This is a genomic window from Ruegeria sp. BHSB056 (assembly GCF_059613305.1).
In genome coordinates, this window is the sequence record NZ_JBXWSG010000032.1 from 1 (window position 1) to 22,274 (window position 22,274).

Sequence of the window (22,274 nt, forward strand, 5' to 3'; positions counted from 1 at the left end):
AGACCGAGCGCAACTGTCCGCTTGTCTCCAGGAAACAATAAAAGCTACCATCTGATTGACCGCTCTCAAACAACGGATTGCTCCTCCAGCGGACGCATACGCTGCAATAGCACGTGTGGCGGTCTTGAATGACTGGTCTGGCGACCTAGGCTGCAACGCAGCAACCTGCGTGCTGCGTCTATGAACCGATGCTGCACCAAGGCCAGCTTTTGTGGATTGCAGCATTAGTGTTTTTTGCGATGAGCCGGATGGATTGGGCACCCTATAGGCTGTAGGTAGCGATCTGCGCGTTTGGCCGATCATCTCACGTTGACGATTGACGGCGCAACCTGTGCTTGAGAATCAAATTTACTGTTCTACCGGCGTTAGGTGATGGTTTCCGACAACTCCCGCTGCGTCGCAGTCATCGCAGCGTCTAGGTTTGTCTTGTGGCCGTTTCGAGAAAACCTGAAGACGAATCGTAGCCTTGAATGCTGTCAACAAAACGCTTCTCAGCTCGGCACGTCAAGTCATGAAGGAAGCAAATCGCCTATGATGACGGCGAGTTCTTCAGAGTTTTGAAACTGCGGAAAGTGACTGCGTTCAATCGTCACGATATCTGTGTCAGGATAGGCCTCAAGCATTCTGTTTTGGGCTTGGACCGGGATAACATCGTCTTTGGTGCAGCGGATATACGCACGCGGTATTGCCTCAAATTCAGGGCTTCGATTAAACTTAGCTGCCAGGGGCTCAGCGGGCTGACGCACAACTTCAAGCTGTTCGAGGTGAGGTAAAAAGTCACCGAGGAATCCCCTTTGGTCAAAGAGCCCGCTGCTCATTATCCAAGTCAGGATGTCAGCGGGTGACTGTCCGTCACCTGGGAGCATGGCTGCCACGTAGATCAGCTTGGCGATCCGACCGGGATTCTTCTCCGCCACTTGAGAGATCACCGCACCACCCATTGAGTGCCCCACCAAAACAACATCCCGTCCACTGCCCGCAGGGAAGAGATCGGTGATCGCAGCGATGTAATCCGCCATGCCGACACCTGATGAATAGGTTCCGCCTCCAAGAATATCGCTAAACTCAATCGGGATGTGGTGACCTGGGAGATCTGCCGCGAAAGACGTTGTGACGCGAGGCGCGAGTTTGCTTGGTACGCTCGTCCAGTTCTTGGCGGTTCCGTTCATCCCGTGCACGAAGATTAGTGTTGTCATGGATATCCTCGTTGACGCAAAAATTGTCTCTTTGATCCTTGGCAGGTTCAATGGAATTCGTTCAAAGCAGTGTCATAGGTCCGAACACCGAGTTGACCGGCATTGACCATTTCTTGAAGCTTGTCGCGCAGTTCTGCATTGCGACCGGCGTAATTCGCATTGATGTCGATCAACGCATCAAGTGGATCAGCCGAGGCGAGCGCTGCCCGAACCCGGGTCTTCTTCGCCCGGCCTTGGTGATGGATGTCGGCGATGACTGCACAGATCGTATCTGGCTGCCCGTCTAGGTTATACCACCGCGCATATCGCCCGGCCATTTTGTGCTGCAAAATATCAAACGATATCTCAACCTGAAGGTCCCGTTGGGACGCATGCGTGTTGGTCCAATGAATGACGCGGGCAGATTGTAGAACCTCTTGGCGATCATGCGCCAAGCGCCGTGCGTTCAGGTAATCCATGAACCGTTGCAATTGCCGGCGCCCTCCTGGACCGGTTGCCGTGGCGACCTCAAGATCGGTTAGGCTGCCATTCTCATCGCGGCGATGCACCCGGCCATTGTGCAGCACAAGCTCGGGGAAGTAATCCGCCGCCTCGGGCATTTGCAGCAATTTTCGGAAGAACAGAATCAGGTTGTCATTCGCTGTATGGGCTGCCAATTGATAGAAGCCAAAGGTGAATTTTGCACTGTCATAGGTGTTGATCAGGTTGAAGTGGTTCTTGCTCTCGCAATACCCAGTGAGTTCAAGGAGTTGTGCCCAGTGATCATATTCGTCGACGTAATCCGCTGCCGCATAGGTCACGCCGTAATACTCGTTCACGCGCTGGAACAATCCAACGTAGTTCCCATTGCGGGTCTCTCGCCCAACATAAAAGCGTTGCGCCTCGTTGCCCTGCGGATCAGCGTACCATTTTCGTCCGATCTTAACCAAGTCAAACCCTAGGCCACGGGGCGCCTCTGCTGCTCGGTTTTTGATGTTCAGATCGAGGTCGGACCCCGGGAAGGTCCCAAAGAAAAGGCCCTGGGTCCCGCTATAGGCCGCTTCGAACGTTTCGAGGAATTTTTCCGGCGTCCATTTCACCACTTCGTTTTGTGAGTTTGAATAGTGGTACACCATGCCGTTCGAATAAATGCCGACATGCTTTTGCGGAACGTTGCGTATTGTCTTGCTCGCCAGGTCGACGTTGGACGTCTTAGTGACAAACACCAACAATTCTTGGTTTAGGGCGGCATCCCGCCAAAGACCCACTTTAGGGCAGACGGCGAAGATCTCTTGCACCCGAATGTTGGCGGATGTGCCGTTCCCACCTTTGTACTGTTTGCAGTTATAAGTGAATTCCAAGCCACTGATGTGGCTGACAAAATGGGCGCAATGGTTGGCGGTTGTGGAATGAAATCTGCCATCGCAGATGTCCGCGATCGCGTGTCCCAGCGCATTTTCAAGCGCTGCGTTTAAGGTCGTCATCAGGTTTCCTCCATTTCAATTGTCTTGCTGCTTTGAATGCGCACGGCGCGCAGTGCGGCGCGTTCTGTAGGAGTGGACAAACTCTTTGACATCGTCGTTCGGGATAGCTCGTATGGACCAGATATGGCTTTGGTTCAGGCACAGATCAGGGACGTACCAAGGCCGTACGCCCCGCTTGCTGCAGTCATTGGCGCATGGCCAACTCGCGACACGGTCCAACGGACTGGGAAGCTGATCCTGGGGCAGGGTCGGCTCCAGGAGCCGCCACACCCCGGTCTCGTCCTTATAGGTCACCCAAACGTGGCCTTCGCTGACCTGATCATCCGCCCACTTGACCGAGCCCATGACTGCGCGCACGCAATATTCCGAGATGCCCGAAGCGATGAGAAGCGAGGCCAGCAAGAAGGCGCTGTCCTCGCAATCGCCCGTGCCGAGCGCAATTGTCTCGGCGGGGAATTGGAAGAAGTTCTCGCGCCCTTGCGAGCTTCTGTCAGAAACGTAGGTGATCGTGGTTGCGAACCATTCCCAGATCAGCCCAGCCCGCCGATCAAAATCGCCCTTGTTTTTGGTCTGCGGCAAGTCGACGATATCGCGAAGGACCCGCCGGACCTCGTCCATATCAGAGCCCGTGATCCATTGGCGCAAGTCGGTCCAGACTTTGACGTCTGGATGTCCTACAACTACGCGCCCCCCCTGGAAACTGGTGTTTTTCTGGAGAATCCGGTCGCCGTCCCAGTGGTATGGCAAGGGACCCGCGCCTCAGCTAAAGATCTTGCGATTGCGAAGGGCTTCTGGTCCCTCGAGCTGCGGCGATTGCGGATAGACCCGGCTGGGAAGAACGCCGCGCAGCTTGTCGTGGAACTGCTGATATGTAATCTCTGGATCCGCCTTGATGAGCTTGATCGCGTTGGCTGACATTGCGCCGTTGAATTGCCCGTCAATCCAAGCGTCATAAGAAAGTTGGACCGCGGAACACCCTGTCAACAAAAGGTGGTTCATCCCTGCCCCACTGCCGAAAGAGCGATGACGCGTGGGCACGCGCATTGTGTCGAATTGCCGATGGTTGTCCATTGGCATGTAGCGCGCCAACATGGGATACTGGGCCTCACCCTCTTCGCTGGGCGGCCGAAGCATGTTGCGTGTGACAGTTCCGGAATGGCACGAGTCGCTAATCACTGTGAGATAGGCGCCGTCGGCCAGTCGGCCGATGATCGCGCGGATCTCATCATCAATGATGTCGCGATCATGGGCACAAATGGTTTCATCGTAGTTATCGGCCTCGTCCGCGTCCGCCCCATCCAACTCGTAAGAGCCATGACCCGAAAACGTGACGACAAGTCTGTCCCCATCCGTGGCACCATTAATCAAGCCAGACAGTGCCGCCAGGATTCTGTCGGCTGTTGCCTCTCCGTCAGCCAATTTCGATACGTCAAACCCGAATTGCTCGCTCAGCAATGCGCTCCAATCGTTCATGTCATTAACGCAGCCGTTCAAGTCGTTATGCGTACCAGGGTAGTTGTTGATTCCTATGCATATGGCTTTCTTGGACATCGAAATTTCCTTTCTGATTTCTCTGCTGATTTCTCGGCATCTACCGGTGCAACGAAGGTGTTAGGAAAAGATCCCCCATCCGGTTCGCGCATCAAGTGCGGGCGTGTAGATGCCAGTTGCGCGCCGCCCATTACCTGCCACAGAGTTAAAACTCCGCTCGGCGCCGGTCATCTTGTCCAGAGTTCTTGCGCCAAGGTACCCGGTCTCTGTCAGACCCAAATGCCGTTGCAGTCGCTGCACTTCCGGGCCGCGCGATCCTGTCCGTAACGCGGTCAGATTGGCACTATGGCCGCTCGCTGCGGCAACTGCCGCTTCCTTGCCAGTGGTTAGCAAAAGATCGACGCGTTTCTTGGCACCGATCTGGTTAAGCACAATTTGAAAACGAGCCCATTGATCAGATGGATCCTTGAGGCCGCGCACCGTCAAACACCCCCAGGACGAGAACATTGCCCCAAGATGCGCCTGCTCTGACAAGTAGTAAGAGCAATGAACATTGTCCAATGGCCGCGACAAATCGAATATATCGAGCGTTTCCAACTCACCGTTGTTCGTTGACCGCAGGACCGTCGCCCGAGCACCAGTCTCAGGATCGGTACTTGAGCTACCGAGGCGCAAAGCCGGATGGAGGCTACGGTGCCGCCAAATATAGAAAGTGTGCAACCCGGTTGGCAGCATATTTGCCGCAGACCCACCATTGGCATATCCGGCAACTGCCGCCCGACATGGCACTGTCGAACCCGTATAAGCGGTGATCCGTTTAGTTTCCGGGAAGTAGAAACCTATGACACAACAAAAAGTCCGGTGGTCGGGGCGCGTCGTTTCTAGTGTGATCGACTGTGACTCTTCGATTTGATGGCTCGCCGTAATCACGGCGCCACGCAATGCGAACGCAATCACTCCAGACGTGCGATGCGGTTTGTACCGCCCCGTTTGAAAAAGTGTTTCCAGCGTATCTGCTGTCAGCTCGAACGCGGGAGTCTCCGGCAGTTCGGCCAAGAAGGCGTAATCAGGGGCCTCTTTGTCTTCAGACGGCCACTGAACGTCGGAGAAGCTGACGTCTCGGGACCCCGAACGCGGTTGGGTATGGCGCGTGATGTCTAGGTCCTCGGGGTCGGGCTGCGCGCCGATGTCATCGGTTAGCGCAGCCTCTTGCATCGTTAAACCCGATTCATCACCCTTGGGTTCGACCTCGTGTTCCGGGGGATAGTCGGTCAATTCGTTCTTCATTTCCTATCTCCTTCTGAAACAAGCGCGGTAGAGCTGAAGTGACTGTCGAGGCCCACAAGAGGCGCCGAACTTTGTCTTGCAGCCTGTGATATGTTTAGGGATCCAAACCAGAGACAGCAGGCGCGGGTCTTCTCTTCAATTGTGGGTGCCCGCGCGGTTCGCAGTGTGGTCGCCGAAATCAGCGTCTCCAGAAGTCTCAAGGTACTTTGCACCCGGATCGCTTGATTGCTCGATGCTCCCGCCATTCCCTGTAGCCCGAGCAAAACTAGCCTTTTCATCAGCTGCGATCGATGCACCGGCGCGCATTCGGTAGAAAGAAAAGTAGTTGTTACGCTCTGAAAGAATCTGCGTCTCATTTGGCTTCCCCTTTACTTTTGATCTTTTCAGGCAAGCTGGCTTTGCACCCGACCGAAGCTACGATTACCTTCCAGCGACAATTGTGCGGCCGCAGCGTATCTCGACCGCGAATTCACCGTTACTCCTGCGTTATCCAAGCGGCTTTTTTGTGCTTGTTCAAAGTGCCATTCTCTTTGCTCTGGGCGATGGGAAACATAGGAATCACGCTAGGATCAGGCCGGTTGAGCGGGCCTCAGCTACCCTGCATTTGCGTCCCAAAGCACCCGACTTTTGAACAGAGACATATCCGGAAGCATTGAAGTAGTCCCAGCATTGATCCGGCATGTTTAGGTCGCAGATTTCATTGAGGGCTAAAACATGCCGGTGAAAGCCCTTGCAACGATCCTATGTGGGTGCGCCTTGAGTTTTGTGAAGCCATCTCAATCGGGTTAAAGTCTGGGCTTTATGGAGGCCAAAACAGGAACCAGTACCCGGCCTTACGCAGGTCTTCGTCCGCGCATGTAGTCTTGTGTATGGCAAGAATATCCAGGATAACGACGGTGCCCACTAGAGCGCGTGGATCTGCCGTTCGAGATTAGCTTCAACCGATCTACGGCTTTTGGAACATGAACTCCCAGCAGTGGTTCTGAATATGAGCCTCGGATACGGTGCCATAACCTTTGCGGGGAGCCTTCATAGGTAGGCGTTCATCATCGAATCTTCCAGCGAAACGGGCGCCCCAGCTGTTTCTAAACAAAAAGCGGCCTTCGGCACCGTGCTCGCCGTTCTGGTACCCAACGATACAGACAGCGTGTCCTCCGTTAATCACTGATCCAATGTCATATTCTTCTATGATGTCGACAATGTTTGGACGGTCGGTCGGATTTGGATCAGTAACATAGCCGAACCGCCAACCGTTACTCAAATTGTGCGACCACTGGTCGTCTCCAACGTAGAGTGGGAACGCAGCGGAAATAGGGCAGCCGTGTTTGAGAGCCTGCCGAAAAGTCGTGACGAGATCCATTTCTCTCCAGGCATCAAGGGCATTTTTGTAAAGGCGCGCGTAGTAAAATGAACCCGGATCAAATCTCCGGCCTCCTGCCTCGTCCAAAGCGCCCTGTTCGGGCAATTCGGTATAATCCGATTCGGTAATCTCAGCCCGATATGGCATGGTTGAATCCAGGCAAACTCCCGAAGATTCCAATGCGTTGGCGCCCTGCTGCATGAACGTAGCGCCGCTTACATAGTTAACCGGGCGGTCTTCTGGCTGATGCTCATTGCGCATCTTGTAGTACAGGAACTCCTCAGAGTAGTTCGCAACGCTTGGCTGATTGCCCCTTAGATGCTCGTGAAGCTCGATCATCGCCAAAACAGAAAAGGCGACACAAGTTGACCGATAGTCACCTTGGTCTTGCGGTTCCCATGCCCGGAACAGGTTCAACGCGGCGTCGTTTATTGGGTCCAGCGACATCGTCGGCGCTGCAGAAAATGCTGTCGAACTCGCGAAAGGAACTAGTATGTCAGCATCTGGACTCGCCCAAAGTTGATTTCGCAGAATTTCAAACAGCGCCGCCTGGTTCTCGATTGCCCACGCGTCGCCATCGTTTGGGATGGCGCTGCCGTAGGGCGATTTTACAAAATTGGCCATGTTATTGCGTCACGGTTTCATGAGTTAAAGGTTCGCCAGACGGTATGAAATCCTTTAGCTCTTGTTTGCATTTTTCAACTAACTGCTTCACGGCCTCTCCCGCCAGCAGTTGTTTCGCAATTTCTTTTGCGAGAGTTTCTCCAGCCTCGGTGTCTGACGGGTAGTGAACACCGGCGATTTCACGATTGAGACTAATCCGATCGGCCATCGCAAACAGATATTGGTTCAGGGCGTCCTGAGTCTTATCGGGAGCAATTTGCGAAATCACCTCGGCGATCAGATGCGACTGAGTTGAATGATTGCTTGGATAAGAGGCGTGGGCTGGGGTCGGAATAATTGGCAATAGACCGGGATAAATTTGCGAGGGTCGCGGCCGATTGTACATCCGTTTGAAATGCATGCCGACCATGCTTCCGATCTGTAGACAGACGAAAATCATCACAGCCGTATTTCGCCGATGCCGGACACTGCTGTTCAAAACATTCAGAAAATAATGTGCGAAATTCCCACTTTGATCAATGATTTCTGCAGCCCTAGTTGGCAACTTTCCGCCATGTCTCGTTTCGAACATTTTCTTTATTTGCTCATCCAAGTGACGGTTCTTTTTTTCGTCTTCCGGGGTTGGCATACCCATTATGCCAAGATCCAGTTCGGCCAGAATGGACGGTGCAAGACCCATAGCTTCAAGATCCGGACTCCATTCCGATTCAGGAAAAGTACCACCCTGCAATATGAGAAAAGGCGCTGGATCCGGCCCTTCGATATGAAACGGCTCCATAAACGGGAATGCAGATCCTCCCGCCAACCCAACACCAACACCTGCGCCGTTGCCTGCACCATTCCCCGCACCGTTGCCGGCACCGTTTCCTGCACCGTTGCCCGAAGCCAGAATTGCAGCAGCTTGTGACATAGTCCCCTCCGTTGATTACCTTTTTTGCATCTAAGTTAAAGCCGTTAGAATAGCGTGAAGAAATCGTGTTTGGCGATTTGGGACTTACTGGGCAGCTGCCCCAAGTTCATTTCTAGGAGTTCAGCCCGGCTTCTACCAAATGACGCCCGTATTGCTCGCGCAATTGATTGTTACGGAACGGATGCCGCGCGATAAACTGCTTAACCCGGAAGTTTGGCTCGATTTTATGGTGATGCGCGACAAGAATTTGTGCTTTCCGCTGTCTGCCAGAAGCAAAAAGGGACGCGATAGTGAATCGAAGATTTGACACATAAGTCGAATTCTCTTGGAAACTGGAAAGGCCCAGCTCTGCCGCAGTGTCATAATTTCCGGCAGTGTAGTGAGCAATACTCGAGAAATGCTGATTTCGAAAGTGAAAAGGATCAAAGGGCGATAGAGAAATGGCCCGTTCTCCGTTCACAATCGCCTCGTCCGTTCGACCGCAATAGGCAAGCCCAGGCACTGTCCAACTCAGTGTTTCAGAATCCCCCGGCATCAAGGAAAGCGCCTGATCGAAATGAGACTGCGCCTCATCATAGCGGTAGGAAAAAATGAGGCGGTTGTGCCCTAGAAGGGCAAGCGCACGCCCATCGGACGGAACCAAGTTAATCGCCGCGCGCGCATGTTGTTCGAGTTTCTCTTGATCTTGCTGAGGATCGCGAGACCACCCCTGCCAAATACGAATACTGTACCAATCCGCCGAAGCCGCGTGGGCGGGGGCGAAACTCGGCCCCTTCTTGATGGCAGTATCCAACAACTGGCCTGCCTCTCGAAAGGACTGCATAGACAGCATGAAAATCAGTTCACGCGCCCGCAGGACCAAGTGGAAGGGTTCCAGTTCGGATGCGTCGACTGAGCGAGTCCGCGCAAGCTCAGCTCCATGCAACGAAGGCGCAACCGAGTTCACAATGCGGCTTACAATAGCCGGATGAACATCCAGAACGGCGGTATGGGCACAACGATGAACATCAGCCCACAGCACTTGTTCAGTTACTGCGTCCGCCATTTGCACGGTGACGGCAGCCTGGTCCCCGTTTGACCGGATCGAACCGGTCACCACATACCGTGAGCCAATATCCTCGTGTACTTTCCTAGGGCTCGGCGATGGGCTATCCAGATACCGGCGCATCGTGTTTGACGAAATTGGCGCTGGGAGAACGAGGCCTGCCAGAGCGCAGGTAATCTCGTCCAAAAGCCCTAAGGTGACGTATCCCGGCGTCTCTACAGGCCCAAGCCGCTCAAACGGAACAACGGCAACCGAAACGTCACGAGGTGTATTGCCCGGCAGGGCATCCAGATCGCTGGAGTCCAGCGCAAATGTAGCGCGCTTCGGGACTGTTTCGGCGGCTTCCAAGTTTAGCTTGATTTGCGCGGCCAGATCTTGCGTCGCCAATGAGGGCGCAATGTCCAGTTCTTGCTCGAAATTCTCATATAGCTCGTCGTAAAACCGGATCGCAGTCGATGTCTGATTCAACTCGGCATTGCACATCATGATAGCGCGAGCGGCGGCTTCGTCGAAACTGTTTAGCTGGAACGCAACTTGTGCAGCACGCAACCTATTTTTTGGCTCAACGTCCGAGTCTTTGTAGATTTCCGCAAGCGCGTTTCCCGCACGTTCGAGGAGGTTGGCCCGAAATCCGTTGATCCAATCCTCCAGCGGACCGCTGATCGACTGGAACTGGGATAATATATTCGGCGCATGCACAATTGCTTCAATCTCAGGTGAAAAAATATTCCCACTTTGAATAGCCTCAATGGAAGCATCGACATCCGTATCCAAAACTCCGCTGACAACATGGAGTTGGTTCCGGTTGGTTTTTAAGAAGCTCTCTCGATCATCGCCGACAGCCCGCCGAATCTCTGATAAAACCTGACGCAGCGAACCTCTTGCTCGAGACAAAGGGAGCGTAGGCCAGAGCATTCCGGCTAGCGTGTTTCGGGCATGTACACGGTCTTGTGAAAATGCCAAGTAGGCTATCAACGCCTTGGTTTTGTGTCCGCGAACATCCAAAACCAAATGGTTTGCTTCTAAGCGCCATTGTCCAAGCGCATATACACGAAAGCATGCCGATCCTCGAGCCAATTCCCCTCCCAGTGATCGAAGACTTAAGTCAGTAACTTAAAAAAACCTGTCTAATATTCTGTGTGTTTAGACACCACGTCAATGCCCTCGCTGAATTTTGTGTCTCTCTAAAAGGCGCAAACTACGTCATCCGAACAAACGCTAGACCAATGGTCAGGTCGAAGGGATGAACCGCACGATTAATAACGCAACGATGAAACGATATCACCACGAAAGCCGCGAGCAGCTTAGTAGCCATTTCGGAGGCTTCCCTAACGGTTACAACTTTGCGCGTTGTTTGAAGACCTTCAATGGAATGACTCCTAAAAACAAAACTGCAAAATCTGGATTTCAGAGCCAGACAAATTCATTGCGATCCCAATAAACCAGAGGCCTAGACTAAACACCCGGCTTCGGACTTACCGATGATTTGCTACGCCGATATCCAGGCGGAACCAAATACCTTAAAATTCTTCAGTACTGACTTGCGTCTATCTTAAGAAGCCGCTCCACCTCGCTCCTACTCATCCAATCGACGTGGCAAGCCTTGCGCGCCCGAGTACAAAACTACACCGAATACGTCTCTCGGCATTCTATTTGACTGACGCCCGCGTAAAAGACCACTTTAGCTGCGCACTCAAATACTGCGAGCGATCGATACTGCTTCCAAAAGTGTCTCCCAAAACGAATTGCAAAAATAGGTTTTCGGCAACTCTGACTTCTCCACCTAGCCCGGCTTGCCAGTAGGTGTCTTTGATCCCAGAAAACTCCTCATCATAATAGCCCGCCTCGATAAAGCCTCGAAATTCTGGCTTGTGCTTGTCAACATTGATCGTTGCTGCCCCAAATCGTTGTGTATATCTGAGGCCGATCCCCCATCCATCCACTGTTTCATTAGTGTCGACGCCGTTGATTTCCCGCGAGCGGACAAGGTTCTCCGTGTAACGGAGCGACCCTGTTATTTGCCCGCGTTCCTTCGCAAAAGGAGCAGGGCCCGACGCGGATGCCCAAATCCCAAACCCGGTTTCGTTCGAACCTTGTTGGGGATCGGTCAAGTAAGCGGCAAGACCGAGACCATAAATCGGACGGTTCCATTGTTGCACTTCGTCGACGCAGGTCTGAACTGCCTCCCCACCATTTCTGATGAGGTTCCGGTCGCCGTCGAACAATAGGCTCTTGTGAAGACTTACAATCTCCCGGGCTGCGTTAGACGTGTTCCCTGAGTATTTGCTACGCTTCAGAACCTCAGCAACATCATCCTCAGACAATGCGCCATTTTCATCAGCGCTGGCCCATATCTGATTAGATACTGTACGAGTTTCTGTTACATCTATGCCGCCAGAGATAAGAATGGGTGTTATTCGCGAATTGAATTCTGTAATCAGGTTTTGAATACGACCAGGATCAAGTTGGCCGCCGCCAATGCACTGCTTGAAATCCTCATACGCAAACAAAGGGTTCTTTTTGTCGTAGATGTAAGAAACTCCCAACCCATACTGCGTGAAACCCGCGTCGCCGCTGGTTTCAATGGCAGAAAATGCAACACTCATCCCGCTCAATAGTCGCGCCGTATTGTAGCGCCCACCCAAGTCAGAGATCGTTACGTTTTCCGGTAGTAACAGTAAGCCTGGATTAAACTCCAATCCCAGAGAAAACGAATCTTCTCCGACGGAGTTGATAGCATTGGGTAAAACCGAAACAGAAAACTCGTCTGCCGTTTTCACTTCCATTACGTTTTCAGGTGCCGCACCTAACAGGGTAAAGAGTGGCGTACTCGGAACACCCAGATCCAGAGCGCCAATGAGATCGCTGGCTTCCAAACACTTTCCGTCGGAACCGGCAACACAGGGGTCCGGCTTGTTCTCCCCCTCGGCTTGAGCAGACACTTGAGATGCTGTCAGCAGGGCAAAACCAGCAATCCTGAGAGAATACCGCGATGTGCATAGTTGTTTCATGGTTGTGCTCCTTTTTTAAACGAGCTTAACAAGCAGTATTTCGGAAACTGGCTGACCTTTTTGGGTCGACACAATCAGGTCTTCCTCAGACTCATCGGTACTTGAGATAATTGTGTGGCGAAGAGCTACGTTCAATTCTGGAACCTGATAGTTCAGTACATCGTAAACGACCAAACGCTGATCCTCCGGCAGGGTTTTTAACCTGTCTCTGACCGCGTTCAAATCGCCGATATCGTTCGAAGAAATGTCGTCGCCTATGATGACTTGAACATGGCCAGGTATCATCAGGGCCCCCGCGTTTACCGAAACCACATTCAACAGATCATTAGGTGGCACGGCGATTTCAAAAGAAACGTCGCCTATTCTCGGCCATTCCATCTCATTCATTTTCTTATCCTTTGTTAGGTGTTGCGATTGTGTTGAAACCTCTCTGACGCAGAAAAAATCACTTACCTGAACGAGAAAGCGTTGCTTTCTTCGGTTTCAGCGTTGTTTGATTACGTTGGCTTCCGAAAAACTATTTTGGTCAGCATGTGACCCGAGCGGGAATTTTGCGTGAATTCAGCGTGAATTCTACCGTGCTACAAAAAAACTATTGGTGAGCATTCAAAGGGGGGTAGAGTCCACCGAATGACGGTCGTCCTGAAAAGTGCTCTGTTGAAATGCGTTGGTTATAGAAACTCCGAATGTACGGTATCAGAGAAAGATAAGTCTATGTTTTCAAATTTTTTTGACAAATACACTGCATCGCAACAAATGGTTCGCAGTATCTGCGCGACGATAACATAGGACGATAATCCAATTTCGGGTGTGTCCGCGCCGTTCAAATTGATGCTCTCCGCGGCGAAAGCGCGGTTTCGGACCTGAGGTCCATCGGCGCGTTCAATGACCGGTTTGTTGACCTGAGTAGCACCGCAGCAGTGGTGATGACGCACCTGCGAACAGATACTGCGTCAGCAAAGGTCGAATTTTGAATGTCGGTAGAGTCCGCAGACCGTCATCTTGCAAGCATCGGGCCCTGCTGCACCGCCGCAAGTCCGCTTTGAGCCCTTATCGTCTGTATTTTACAAACGGTGTCATGCTTGCAACGCGGTCATATAATTTGCGTGCCGCCTTGTTGGTTGTGGTTGTTAGCCAGAAAGTCTGCGCCGCATCGTTTTCGTCGGCATCGGCATAGACCGCTTCAATGAGCGATTGCCCAACACCACCGCCCCTTACGGATGGGTCAACAAATAGGTCTTGCATATAGCAGCGAGGCCCCCAATCTGACGTCGATCGAAGATAGAAATAATGGGTAAAACCAACAAGTTTTCCACCTTGTTCCGCTACGAAACAGAACGGCTCACCCGTTTTGCCTTTTAGAGCATCCCAAACTCGATCAGTGGTCCTGTCCTCAACTTCCCGTTCGTAAAACGCGTTGTAGCCGCACCATAGCATTTGCCATTCGGCCTTGTCGGCTTCCTTAATGCGGCGAATTACTGTCGTTGTCATTTGAAGTACCTTGCGATTGCTGAGGCCAGCAGAGCCTATAAGCTACAAAAGCTCAATGTCTCAAAAGTCCGCTTAGCGGGCGTTCAGGGGCCCCTTGGGCGCGACATTGCCGGGCATGGCGGTTCTTTCCGCAAGGCAGATGTCGCGACCCTCTGTCGAGGGCGTCTCAGCCCTCCATCGCCTCCAACTCGTCAATGAAGCCTGAGATCATCGACAGGCCCTTGTCCCAGAACTTGGGGTCGCTGGCGTCCAGGCCGAACGGGGTCAGCAATTCCTTGTGGTGCATTGAACCACCAGCGCGCAGCATGTCGAAATACTTGTCCTCAAACCCATCCGCGCCGCTTTCGTAAACGGAATAGAGCGCGTTCACGAGGCCGTCGCCGAAGGCGTAGGCATAGACGTAAAAGGGCGAGTGGACGAAGTGCGGGATGTAAGCCCAGAAGGTCTCGTACCCGTCCATGAATTCAAATGCGGGGCCAAGGCTTTCGGCCTGAACGCTCATCCACAGGGCGTTGATGTCATCCGGGGTCAGCTCGCCCTCACGTCGGGCGGCGTGCAGTTTGCATTCAAAGTCGTAGAAGGCGATCTGGCGGACCACCGTGTTGATCATATCTTCGACCTTACCAGCCAGCAGAACCTTGCGCTGTTCCGGGGTTTCGGCCTGTTCCAGCATCTTGCGAAAGGTCAGCATCTCACCAAAGACCGAGGCGGTTTCCGCCAGCGTCAGCGGGGTGGATGACAGCATCTCGCCCTGACCGGCGGCCAGCACTTGATGGACGCCGTGTCCCAGTTCATGGGCAAGCGTCATCACATCGCGCGGTTTGCCCAGATAGTTGAGCATCACATAGGGGTGGACATCGGTGACCGTCGGATGGGCGAAGGCCCCCGGCGCTTTGCCTGGTTTCACCGCCGCATCGATCCATCCTTTTGAGAAGAAAGGGGCCGCGATTTCGCCCATCCGGGGATCAAAGGCGTTATACGCGTTCATTACTGTCTTTTGGGCCTCTTCCCAATTCACGATACGCGTGTCTTCCATGGGCAGGGGCGCGTTGCGGTCCCAGACCTGCATGACGTCCAGTCCAAGCCACTTGCGCTTCAGCTCATAATAGCGATGACTCAGCTTGGGGTAGGCGGCCACGACTGCCTCACGCAGGGCCTCGACCACCTCGGGCTCGACATCGTTCGACAGGTGACGCCCGGTCTGAGCGGTCGGCATCTTGCGCCAGCGATCAACGATTTCTTTCTCTTTGGCCTGCGTGTTGTGGACTCGGGCGAAGGTTTTTACGTTGTCCTGAAAGACCGATGCCAGTTCGCGCGCCGCAGCCTCACGTTTCGCGCGGTCCTGTTCCGTCAGCAGGTTCAGGGTGCCTTCGATGTTCAGTTCTTCACCGTCGACATGAAAAGCCAGACCGGCAATCGTTTCGTCGAACAGACGTTCCCACGCGTCGCCGACAACCCCCAGATCGTGAAGGAATTTTTCCAGCTCGTCAGACAGCTGGTAGGGCTTCATTGCGCGGATGCGGCGGAACACAGGTTCGTATCGGGCAAGATCTTTGTTGGCCGCAAAATGGGCCTTCAGAACGTCGTCTTCGATCCGGTTGATCTCGAGCGTGAAGAACACAAGCGGAGTGGTGAAGATCGTGATCTTTTCCTGCATATCCGACAGGAATTTGGCGCGCTCTGCATCAGTGGTCAGTTGGTAATAGCGCAGACCAGCAAAGGACATGATACGCCCGGCGATGGCGTTGATCTTTTCGTTGCGATGCACACAGGCCAGCAGGTCTGCATCATCCAGATCGGCCAGTTTGCCTTCGTAATCAGCAGCAAATGCGGCACATTCGCCTTCCAGCCAATCCAGATCGCGCGCTAACTCGGGTGCGTCTTCCGCGGTATAGAGATCGCTCAGATCCCATTCCGGAAGATTGCCCAGATTGCCGGAGCCACCGATTGCGTTCGCGTCACGGACAGGGAAGGGGAGGTCGCGCATGGATCACCTTTAGTAGACTGCTTTTGCAAACATCTAGGGCTGGCGCACCCGGATCACAAGCGGCCAATTCCAAAGGTGAAAGGGTTTACGAGGAAACCAGCTCGGATGCGCCATTGGCCTGATTGGCCAGAAAATGCGCCGCGATCTTGTCCAGAACAGGCCCTCGAACCTCGGGTGCTTCCATCAGCACCTCGTGTTCACCATCCGGAATTTCGATCAGCGTTCCGTTGGGCCAATTGGCCATGCGCGCACGAATTGCCTTGCGGTCCACAATTTGCTCATGGCTGCCCAAAAATGTCAGGCAAGGAGCTTTCGGGGCGGGCTGTTCCATCAACCATGCACATTCGTCCAGCGACTCGCGCAGCCACAGATTTGATGGGGCACCCAGCGCAAGTTCAGGATGCTCATTCAACTGATCCTGCATCATCCGGTACATGTCTGGATCACGGGTCAGCATATTGCCTTCGAAAGGTTGCGACAGGACATAACTTTTGAGCGTCGTGGTGGGGGGCGTCCGCTCGCCCAGGCCAAGTGCTGTGCCCCAATAGGCTGTCACGCGGCTTAGGGGTTTCATGACCGGGGTGAAGAAAATTCCCCACATCGGGCCCGTGAAGGCACACGCGGCAAAGCAGCCATTCTCGATGACGGCACGCAACCCGATTGCACCGCCCATCGAATGCCCGACCACGTACCATGGTTTTGGCAGGTCCAGCGCGCTTGCAAGTTTCAGGGTAACCTGAACGTCCTGCTGGTAATCGGTGAACTGATCGACATGTCCGACCCGAGCATCGTCCAGCAACCGATCTGCAAGACCCTGACCGCGCCAGTCGACAGCCAGCATGGCGAACCCACGCTCTATGAATTCGCTGGCAGTATTGCCGTATTTTTCAATGTATTCCGTGCGTCCCGGAAACATCATGACAGTGCCATGTGCCTTTCCGTCCGGAAGCCAGTGAGCAACGCGGATGCGTTTTTGATCCGACGTCGTCAACCAGTGGGCCTTTCCACCGGCGGGGCCGCCGGCCACGTCTTCAAACAAAGGGGCCGGCGAGAACTCCATCAGGCCAGTACCGATGCCAGCTTCATGGCAACACCCATGTCGCCATCAATGCTCAGCTTGCCGGACATGAACGCACCTGTCGGGTTCAATTCACCGCTGAGGATCTGTTCGAACGTGTCGGCATCCGCGCTGAGGGTGACATCAGCATCGTCGTCGCTGACCCGCGCACCGTTAGAATCCAGGACAATGGCACCCAGATCGGCGATATCAAACTTGGCCGAGGCATCAAACGCGCCGCCTTCCAGTTTTTCATTCAAAGCGGCGGCTGCCTTTTCAAGAGTCTCGCTCATGATTTTCCTCATATTGTTAGTGCGCCGTGAATGGACATCCCCGGTCGCAACGCTACACTGACTATTGTTATGAGCATTGCAATCTACAATCTCAAAGGTATCGTCGCGGCACTTTTTGTCCTAGTCACGATTTCCTCCACTTGCCTCGCGCAACAGGCGGATTTGCGCGATGAGGGCGAATTGCTGCAAAAACTTGCCCAATCGACGCCCGAGCAGGCCATTGCTCTGGATCGGCAGTTGCAAGCTCTGTGGGCCCAGTCCGGTTCAGCATCGGCCGATCTGCTGCTGGAACGTGGCCGTGAAGCGCTGGATGACGGTGACGTAGGTGCGGCGCTGGAACATCTGACCGCCCTGACGGACCATGCGCCCGATTTTGCTGAAGGCTGGCACCTGCGCGCTTCGGCCTTTTTCGGGATCGAACGGTTTGGCATGGCCGCTGCCGATCTGGAACATGCCCTGACCCTGAACCCCAACAATTACGAGGCAATCTACGGTCTGGGCCTGATCTTTGAGATTATCGGACAACCCGACAAAGCCTACGAGGCCTATTCACGGGCATTGGCTATACATCCCCACCACGACGAAGTAACCAATGCGGTGAATCGACTGAAGCCGCAGATTGACGGCGCAGCGCTGTAAGGTCCGGGCAGGGGGCAAAGGTGAGCGGGTCATCCCGAATAGTGGCCGTTTTGGGCCCTACGAATACAGGTAAAACCCATTACGCAATCGAACGGATGCTGGGATACCGCACAGGTGTCATCGGTCTGCCGCTGCGTCTGCTTGCGCGCGAGGTCTATGACAAGATCGTCGCCATCCGCGGGCCATCGGTTGTTGCTTTAGTTACCGGCGAAGAGAGGATCGTGCCGCCCCGGACCCAGTATTGGGTCTGCACGGTCGAAGCGATGCCCGAAGGTATGGGCGCGGATTTCGTGGCAATTGATGAAATCCAGCTGTGTGCCGATCCCGAGCGCGGCCATGTCTTTACGGATCGCCTGCTTCGGTCGCGCGGAACAAACGAGACACTTTTCCTTGGCTCTGACACCATGCGCGGCCCGATTGCCGCGCTGGTACCCGAGGCGCAGTTTGTCCGGCGCGAGCGGATGTCACAGTTGGTCTATTCCGGTTCGAAGAAACTCAGCCGGATGCCTGCCCGCAGCGCTATTGTCGGGTTTTCGGTTGAGAATGTGTATGCCATCGCGGAGCTTCTGCGCCGTCTGAAAGGTGGCGCGGCGGTGGTCATGGGTGCTCTCAGCCCACGAACCCGCAACGCTCAGGTGGAGCTTTATCAGAATGGCGAGGTCGATTACCTGGTCGCCACAGATGCCATCGGTATGGGCTTGAACCTGGATGTAAACCACGTTGCATTTTCATCCCTTACCAAATTCGACGGGCGGCGGATGCGCCCGCTGGCCCCGAATGAGTTGGCCCAGATCGCAGGCCGGGCCGGGCGTGGCATGTCGGACGGCACCTTTGGCGTGACCGGCGAGGCGCCGCCGCTGGACGAAGGTGTCGCGCAGGCAATCATGGACAGCCGGTTTACGCCGATGAAAAAGTTGAACTGGCGGAATGCCGCCCTCCGGTTTGGCTCGATTGACGCACTGATCAACTCGCTTGAGGTCAGTCCGAGTGACGAACACCTGATCAAAGCCCGCCCTGCTGACGACCTGAATGTGTTGAAATCGCTGTCACAACAGGCCGAGATTGCCGCCCGCGCAAGTGACGGTCCATCCATTCGATTGCTTTGGGATGTGTGCAGAATCCCTGATTTTCGCGGCATCAGCCATGCAGAGCACGCCAGCCTGCTGGAAGTGATCTATGGCCACCTGCACGAACGCGGCAGTATTCCCGATGATTTCATGGCTCGGCAGATACGGCGGATTGACCAAACCCATGGGGATATCGATGCGTTATCCAAAAGGTTGGCATATATTCGCACCTGGACATATGTTGCGCAACGAAACGGTTGGGTGCGTGACGAATCACATTGGCGTGACGAAACGCGCACTGTAGAAGACAGGCTGTCTGACGCACTACATGAGCGACTGACTCAAAGATTTGTGGACCGGCGTACATCGGTTTTGTTGCGGCGGCTCAAGCAGAAGGAGGCCCTTTTGGCCGAAGTAAATGACAAGGGTGAAGTGACCGTCGAAGGCGAATTCGTCGGTCGTCTGGAAGGGTTCCGGTTCAGCCCGGACAAAAGCGCGCAAGGAACCGAGGCGAAAGCGCTCAAATCGGCATCCCTGCAAGCACTCGCGCCGCAATTCCATCTGCGTGCCGATCGCTTCTACAATGCGCCCGATACCGAAATTGATTTCACCGATCAGGGTGGCCTGATGTGGGGCGAATATGCCGTTGGCAAATTGGTTGCCGGGGCCGAACCTCTCAAGCCCGTGGTCGAGGTTTTTGTGGACGAAGCCGCCGGTCCGGATGTTGAACAGAAGGTGCGGCGCCGGTTGCAGCACTTCATCGACCGCAAGATCGCTGCGCTGTTCGAGCCATTGCTAAATCTGTCGCGCGATGAGGAACTCAACGGGCTGGCCAAAGGATTTGCCTTCCGCATGGTCGAGGCGCTGGGCGTACTGCCCCGCGCAGGGGTCGCACAAGAAGTTAAGGATCTGGATCAGGACGCCCGCGGCGCCTTGCGCAAGCATGGTATCCGGTTTGGCCAGTTCACCATCTTTATGCCGCTGCTGCTGAAACCTGCTCCCACGCGTCTGCGTCTCGTGCTTTGGGCGCTGTCCAGCGGTTTGCAGGAATTCCCCGAAGCACCGCCTCCGGGTCTGGTCACTGTGCCGGTCGCCAAGGATGCACCACAGGGCTATGACACCATGTGCGGCTACCGCGATGCGGGTGACCGATCGATCCGGATCGACATGCTGGAACGTCTGGCCGATATGCTTCGTGCGGAGGACAGCCGTGGCGGGTTCGAAGCCAAGCCGGATATGCTGTCGATCACCGGTATGACGCTTGAACAGTTTGCTGACCTGATGCAGGGGCTGGGCTACAAAGCCGAACGCGGCGAGCGTGACAAGGTCAAACCGGCCCCGGTAGAGCAACCTGTGACAGAGGCGGCGGAACAAGCCGTTACCGACGAGACGTCAGCACCCGATGCGGCATCAGAAGAGGTCGCCGCGCCCGCCGAAGCGACAGCCGAGGCCACCGAAAGCACTGAGGTGGCAGCCGAGGCTGTCGCAGAAGGTCAGGTTGCGGAACCTGCGTCGGATGAACCCGAGGTTGAAGTGTATTACACCTTCACATGGGGTCGCCAGCGCCAGCCGAACCGTGGCCCGCGCCGCGAGCCGGGGCAGGGTAAGGGGAAACCACGGGGCAAACCGCAGGAGGGCCGTGGCAAACCGCATGGCAAGAAGGGCGGAAAACCGCAAGGAGCCAAGACCTTCTCGTCACGTCCACCGAAGAAGGAAAAGGCCATTGATCCCGACAACCCGTTCGCCGCAGCGCTTATGGGTCTGAAGGACGGCAATTGACGCAAGATGGCCGAGGCCAAACTGCGAATTGACAAATGGTTGTGGCAGGCGCGGTTCTTCAAGACCCGCAGCCTTGCCGCCAAACAGGTCAGTGGCGGCCATGTCCGGCTGAATGGAAACCGGGTGCTGAAACCGGCCCAAGCCGTGGCCCCCGGTGACGTTTTGACCTTCTCGCAGGGCCGCATTGTCCGCGTCATACGTGTGGAAAAACTGGGGGAACGCCGCGGTCCGGCGCCCGAGGCGCAAACGCTGTACTTTGATATGAGCGAAAAGCAGGAAGCGCCTCTTGTAAATCCGGGTTTCGAGGGAAAAGGTCGGCCAACCAAGAAAGATCGACGTGCTATTGATCTTTCTCGCCCGGAAGATCACTGATCCTGTCTTGAAGAGCGGGCCAGACTGAATTAGCTAGTCGCTCAAACCGCAAACAGGAATCCGACCATGACCTATGTAGTCACCGAAAACTGTATCGCCTGCAAATACACCGACTGTGTCGAAGTGTGTCCGGTGGACTGTTTCTACGAAGGTGAAAATACGCTGGTCATCCATCCTGATGAATGCATTGACTGCGGAGTGTGCGAGCCCGAGTGCCCCGCCGACGCGATCCGCCCCGATACCGAGCCGGGCATGGAGGAGTGGGTCGAGTTCAATCGCAAGTATTCCGAACAATGGCCGGTGATCGTGACCAAGAAAGACCCGCTGCCCGATGCGGAGGAGCGTGACGGTGAAGAGGGCAAGATGGAGAAGTATTTCTCGGAAGCGCCCGGCGAAGGCGGCTGAGTGATTCGTTCCAAGCGACCTGTTTTGGACATAAAGATCGCAGTACAACCTGTTGAATCAAGGTTGAATACAAAAGATTCCCGTAAGGTTAACTTTCGGGCGTCGTAAATTTGTGATATACTATATCCACATGATGACCGAGATTGGGATGCGCTCCGTAAGTATGCTCACTTTGGAGTTCTGAATTTGTGACAATATCGCCGCCTGACGGGGCTGAGACAGTCCCCGCATGTGGTGCTTTTGTTGTCCGTGTCCCGTCCGCTAGCAAGGAAAAAACTGAATGACAAAGTCGAAAAAGCTCGAGTTCCGCCCGAACGACTATGTTGTCTACCCCGCCCATGGCGTGGGCCAGATTATCTCGATCGAGGAACAGGATGTCGCGGGATTCTCGCTTGAGCTGTTCGTCATCTCATTTGAGAAAGACAAGATGACGTTGCGCGTGCCGACCAACAAGGTAACCGAATCCGGTTTGCGGTCGCTCAGCTCGCCCGATGTGATCAGCCAGGCGATGAAAACGCTGAAAGGCAAGGCCAAGGTGAAACGCGCCATGTGGTCCCGTCGTGCGCAGGAATATGAACAGAAGATCAACTCGGGTGATCTGATCTCGATCGCCGAAGTGGTCCGTGACCTGCACCGCACCGATGATCAGCGCGAGCAGAGCTATTCCGAGCGCCAGCTGTACGAAGCTGCCTTGGAGCGTCTGACCCGTGAGGTCGCGGCTGTTTCGGGCGCTGGCGAGGTGTCAGCCGCCAAACAGGTTGACGAGGTTCTGACCTCACGCGCTGCCTGATCGAAGA

19 protein-coding genes are annotated in these 22,274 nt (G+C 54.6%); 5 read left to right on the forward strand and 14 right to left on the reverse strand.

All coding sequences use genetic code 11. The features are described from left to right. Positions 1-509 precede the first annotated feature (509 nt). The 14 genes from AC2FND_RS10085 to AC2FND_RS10150 all read right to left on the reverse strand — a co-directional run bounded on the left by AC2FND_RS10085 (position 510) and on the right by AC2FND_RS10150 (position 17,215). Positions 510-1,196 carry an alpha/beta fold hydrolase gene (locus AC2FND_RS10085; RefSeq protein ID WP_496769488.1) on the reverse strand — a complete coding sequence of 229 codons (687 nt, stop codon included), beginning with the start codon at positions 1,194-1,196 and terminating at the stop codon, positions 510-512. A 47-nt stretch (positions 1,197-1,243) separates the two neighbouring features. Then, positions 1,244-2,659: a hypothetical protein gene (locus tag AC2FND_RS10090; protein ID WP_496769490.1), complete on the reverse strand. Its 1,416-nt coding sequence runs from the start codon at positions 2,657-2,659 to the stop codon at positions 1,244-1,246. A gap of 15 nt (positions 2,660-2,674) precedes the next feature. Further along, the gene (locus AC2FND_RS10095; RefSeq protein WP_496769492.1) at positions 2,675-3,277 is read right to left on the reverse strand and encodes a transglutaminase-like domain-containing protein; all 603 of its coding nucleotides are present in this window, start codon (positions 3,275-3,277) and stop codon (positions 2,675-2,677) included. A gap of 141 nt (positions 3,278-3,418) precedes the next feature. Beyond that, positions 3,419-4,210 carry a caspase family protein gene (locus tag AC2FND_RS10100; RefSeq protein WP_496769493.1) on the reverse strand — a complete coding sequence of 264 codons (792 nt, stop codon included), beginning with the start codon at positions 4,208-4,210 and terminating at the stop codon, positions 3,419-3,421. A gap of 60 nt (positions 4,211-4,270) precedes the next feature. Continuing rightward, on the reverse strand, positions 4,271-5,437 hold the full coding sequence (locus AC2FND_RS10105; protein ID WP_496769495.1) for a peptidoglycan-binding domain-containing protein: 1,167 nt from the start codon (positions 5,435-5,437) through the stop codon (positions 4,271-4,273). A gap of 946 nt (positions 5,438-6,383) precedes the next feature. After that, complete coding sequence (locus AC2FND_RS10110) at positions 6,384-7,421, reverse strand: hypothetical protein (RefSeq protein WP_496769497.1); 1,038 nt, start codon at positions 7,419-7,421, stop codon at positions 6,384-6,386. Between the two features lies 1 nt (position 7,422). Next, the gene (locus AC2FND_RS10115) at positions 7,423-8,331 is read right to left on the reverse strand and encodes a phosphatase PAP2 family protein (protein ID WP_496769499.1); all 909 of its coding nucleotides are present in this window, start codon (positions 8,329-8,331) and stop codon (positions 7,423-7,425) included. Between the two features lie 112 nt (positions 8,332-8,443). Further along, positions 8,444-10,453: a BTAD domain-containing putative transcriptional regulator gene (locus AC2FND_RS10120; protein ID WP_496769501.1), complete on the reverse strand. Its 2,010-nt coding sequence runs from the start codon at positions 10,451-10,453 to the stop codon at positions 8,444-8,446. A 572-nt stretch (positions 10,454-11,025) separates the two neighbouring features. Continuing rightward, the gene (locus AC2FND_RS10125) at positions 11,026-12,387 is read right to left on the reverse strand and encodes a hypothetical protein (RefSeq protein WP_496769503.1); all 1,362 of its coding nucleotides are present in this window, start codon (positions 12,385-12,387) and stop codon (positions 11,026-11,028) included. 15 nt (positions 12,388-12,402) lie between these two features. Further along, complete coding sequence (locus AC2FND_RS10130) at positions 12,403-12,774, reverse strand: hypothetical protein (protein ID WP_496769505.1); 372 nt, start codon at positions 12,772-12,774, stop codon at positions 12,403-12,405. Between the two features lie 663 nt (positions 12,775-13,437). Then, on the reverse strand, positions 13,438-13,878 hold the full coding sequence (locus AC2FND_RS10135) for a GNAT family N-acetyltransferase (RefSeq protein WP_317674168.1): 441 nt from the start codon (positions 13,876-13,878) through the stop codon (positions 13,438-13,440). Positions 13,879-14,044: 166 nt separating this feature from the next. Then, entirely contained in the window at positions 14,045-15,865 is a 1,821-nt protein-coding gene (locus AC2FND_RS10140) for a M3 family oligoendopeptidase (RefSeq protein ID WP_496769507.1), read from the reverse strand. A gap of 85 nt (positions 15,866-15,950) precedes the next feature. Next, the gene (locus AC2FND_RS10145; protein WP_496769509.1) at positions 15,951-16,925 is read right to left on the reverse strand and encodes an alpha/beta hydrolase; all 975 of its coding nucleotides are present in this window, start codon (positions 16,923-16,925) and stop codon (positions 15,951-15,953) included. Beyond that, positions 16,925-17,215, reverse strand: coding sequence for an SCP2 sterol-binding domain-containing protein (locus tag AC2FND_RS10150; RefSeq protein ID WP_209504212.1), 291 nt, complete (start codon positions 17,213-17,215; stop codon positions 16,925-16,927). The genes AC2FND_RS10145 and AC2FND_RS10150 overlap by 1 nt, the downstream gene beginning before the upstream one ends. Before the next feature lie 69 nt (positions 17,216-17,284). Here AC2FND_RS10150 and AC2FND_RS10155 point away from each other — a divergent pair, with 69 nt between their 5' ends. From AC2FND_RS10155 to AC2FND_RS10175, 5 genes are all read left to right on the forward strand, one after another. Continuing rightward, entirely contained in the window at positions 17,285-17,854 is a 570-nt protein-coding gene (locus AC2FND_RS10155) for a tetratricopeptide repeat protein (protein ID WP_496769510.1), read from the forward strand. Positions 17,855-17,874: 20 nt separating this feature from the next. Then, positions 17,875-20,700: a helicase-related protein gene (locus AC2FND_RS10160; RefSeq protein ID WP_496769511.1), complete on the forward strand. Its 2,826-nt coding sequence runs from the start codon at positions 17,875-17,877 to the stop codon at positions 20,698-20,700. Positions 20,701-20,706: 6 nt separating this feature from the next. Then, positions 20,707-21,072 (forward strand): RNA-binding S4 domain-containing protein, encoded by a 366-nt coding sequence (locus tag AC2FND_RS10165; protein WP_496769513.1) that lies wholly within the window; start codon positions 20,707-20,709, stop codon positions 21,070-21,072. Positions 21,073-21,138: 66 nt separating this feature from the next. Further along, entirely contained in the window at positions 21,139-21,477 is a 339-nt protein-coding gene (fdxA, locus tag AC2FND_RS10170) for a ferredoxin FdxA (RefSeq protein ID WP_170616129.1), read from the forward strand. Positions 21,478-21,757: 280 nt separating this feature from the next. Continuing rightward, on the forward strand, positions 21,758-22,267 hold the full coding sequence (locus AC2FND_RS10175) for a CarD family transcriptional regulator (protein WP_209504207.1): 510 nt from the start codon (positions 21,758-21,760) through the stop codon (positions 22,265-22,267). Positions 22,268-22,274 lie beyond the last annotated feature (7 nt).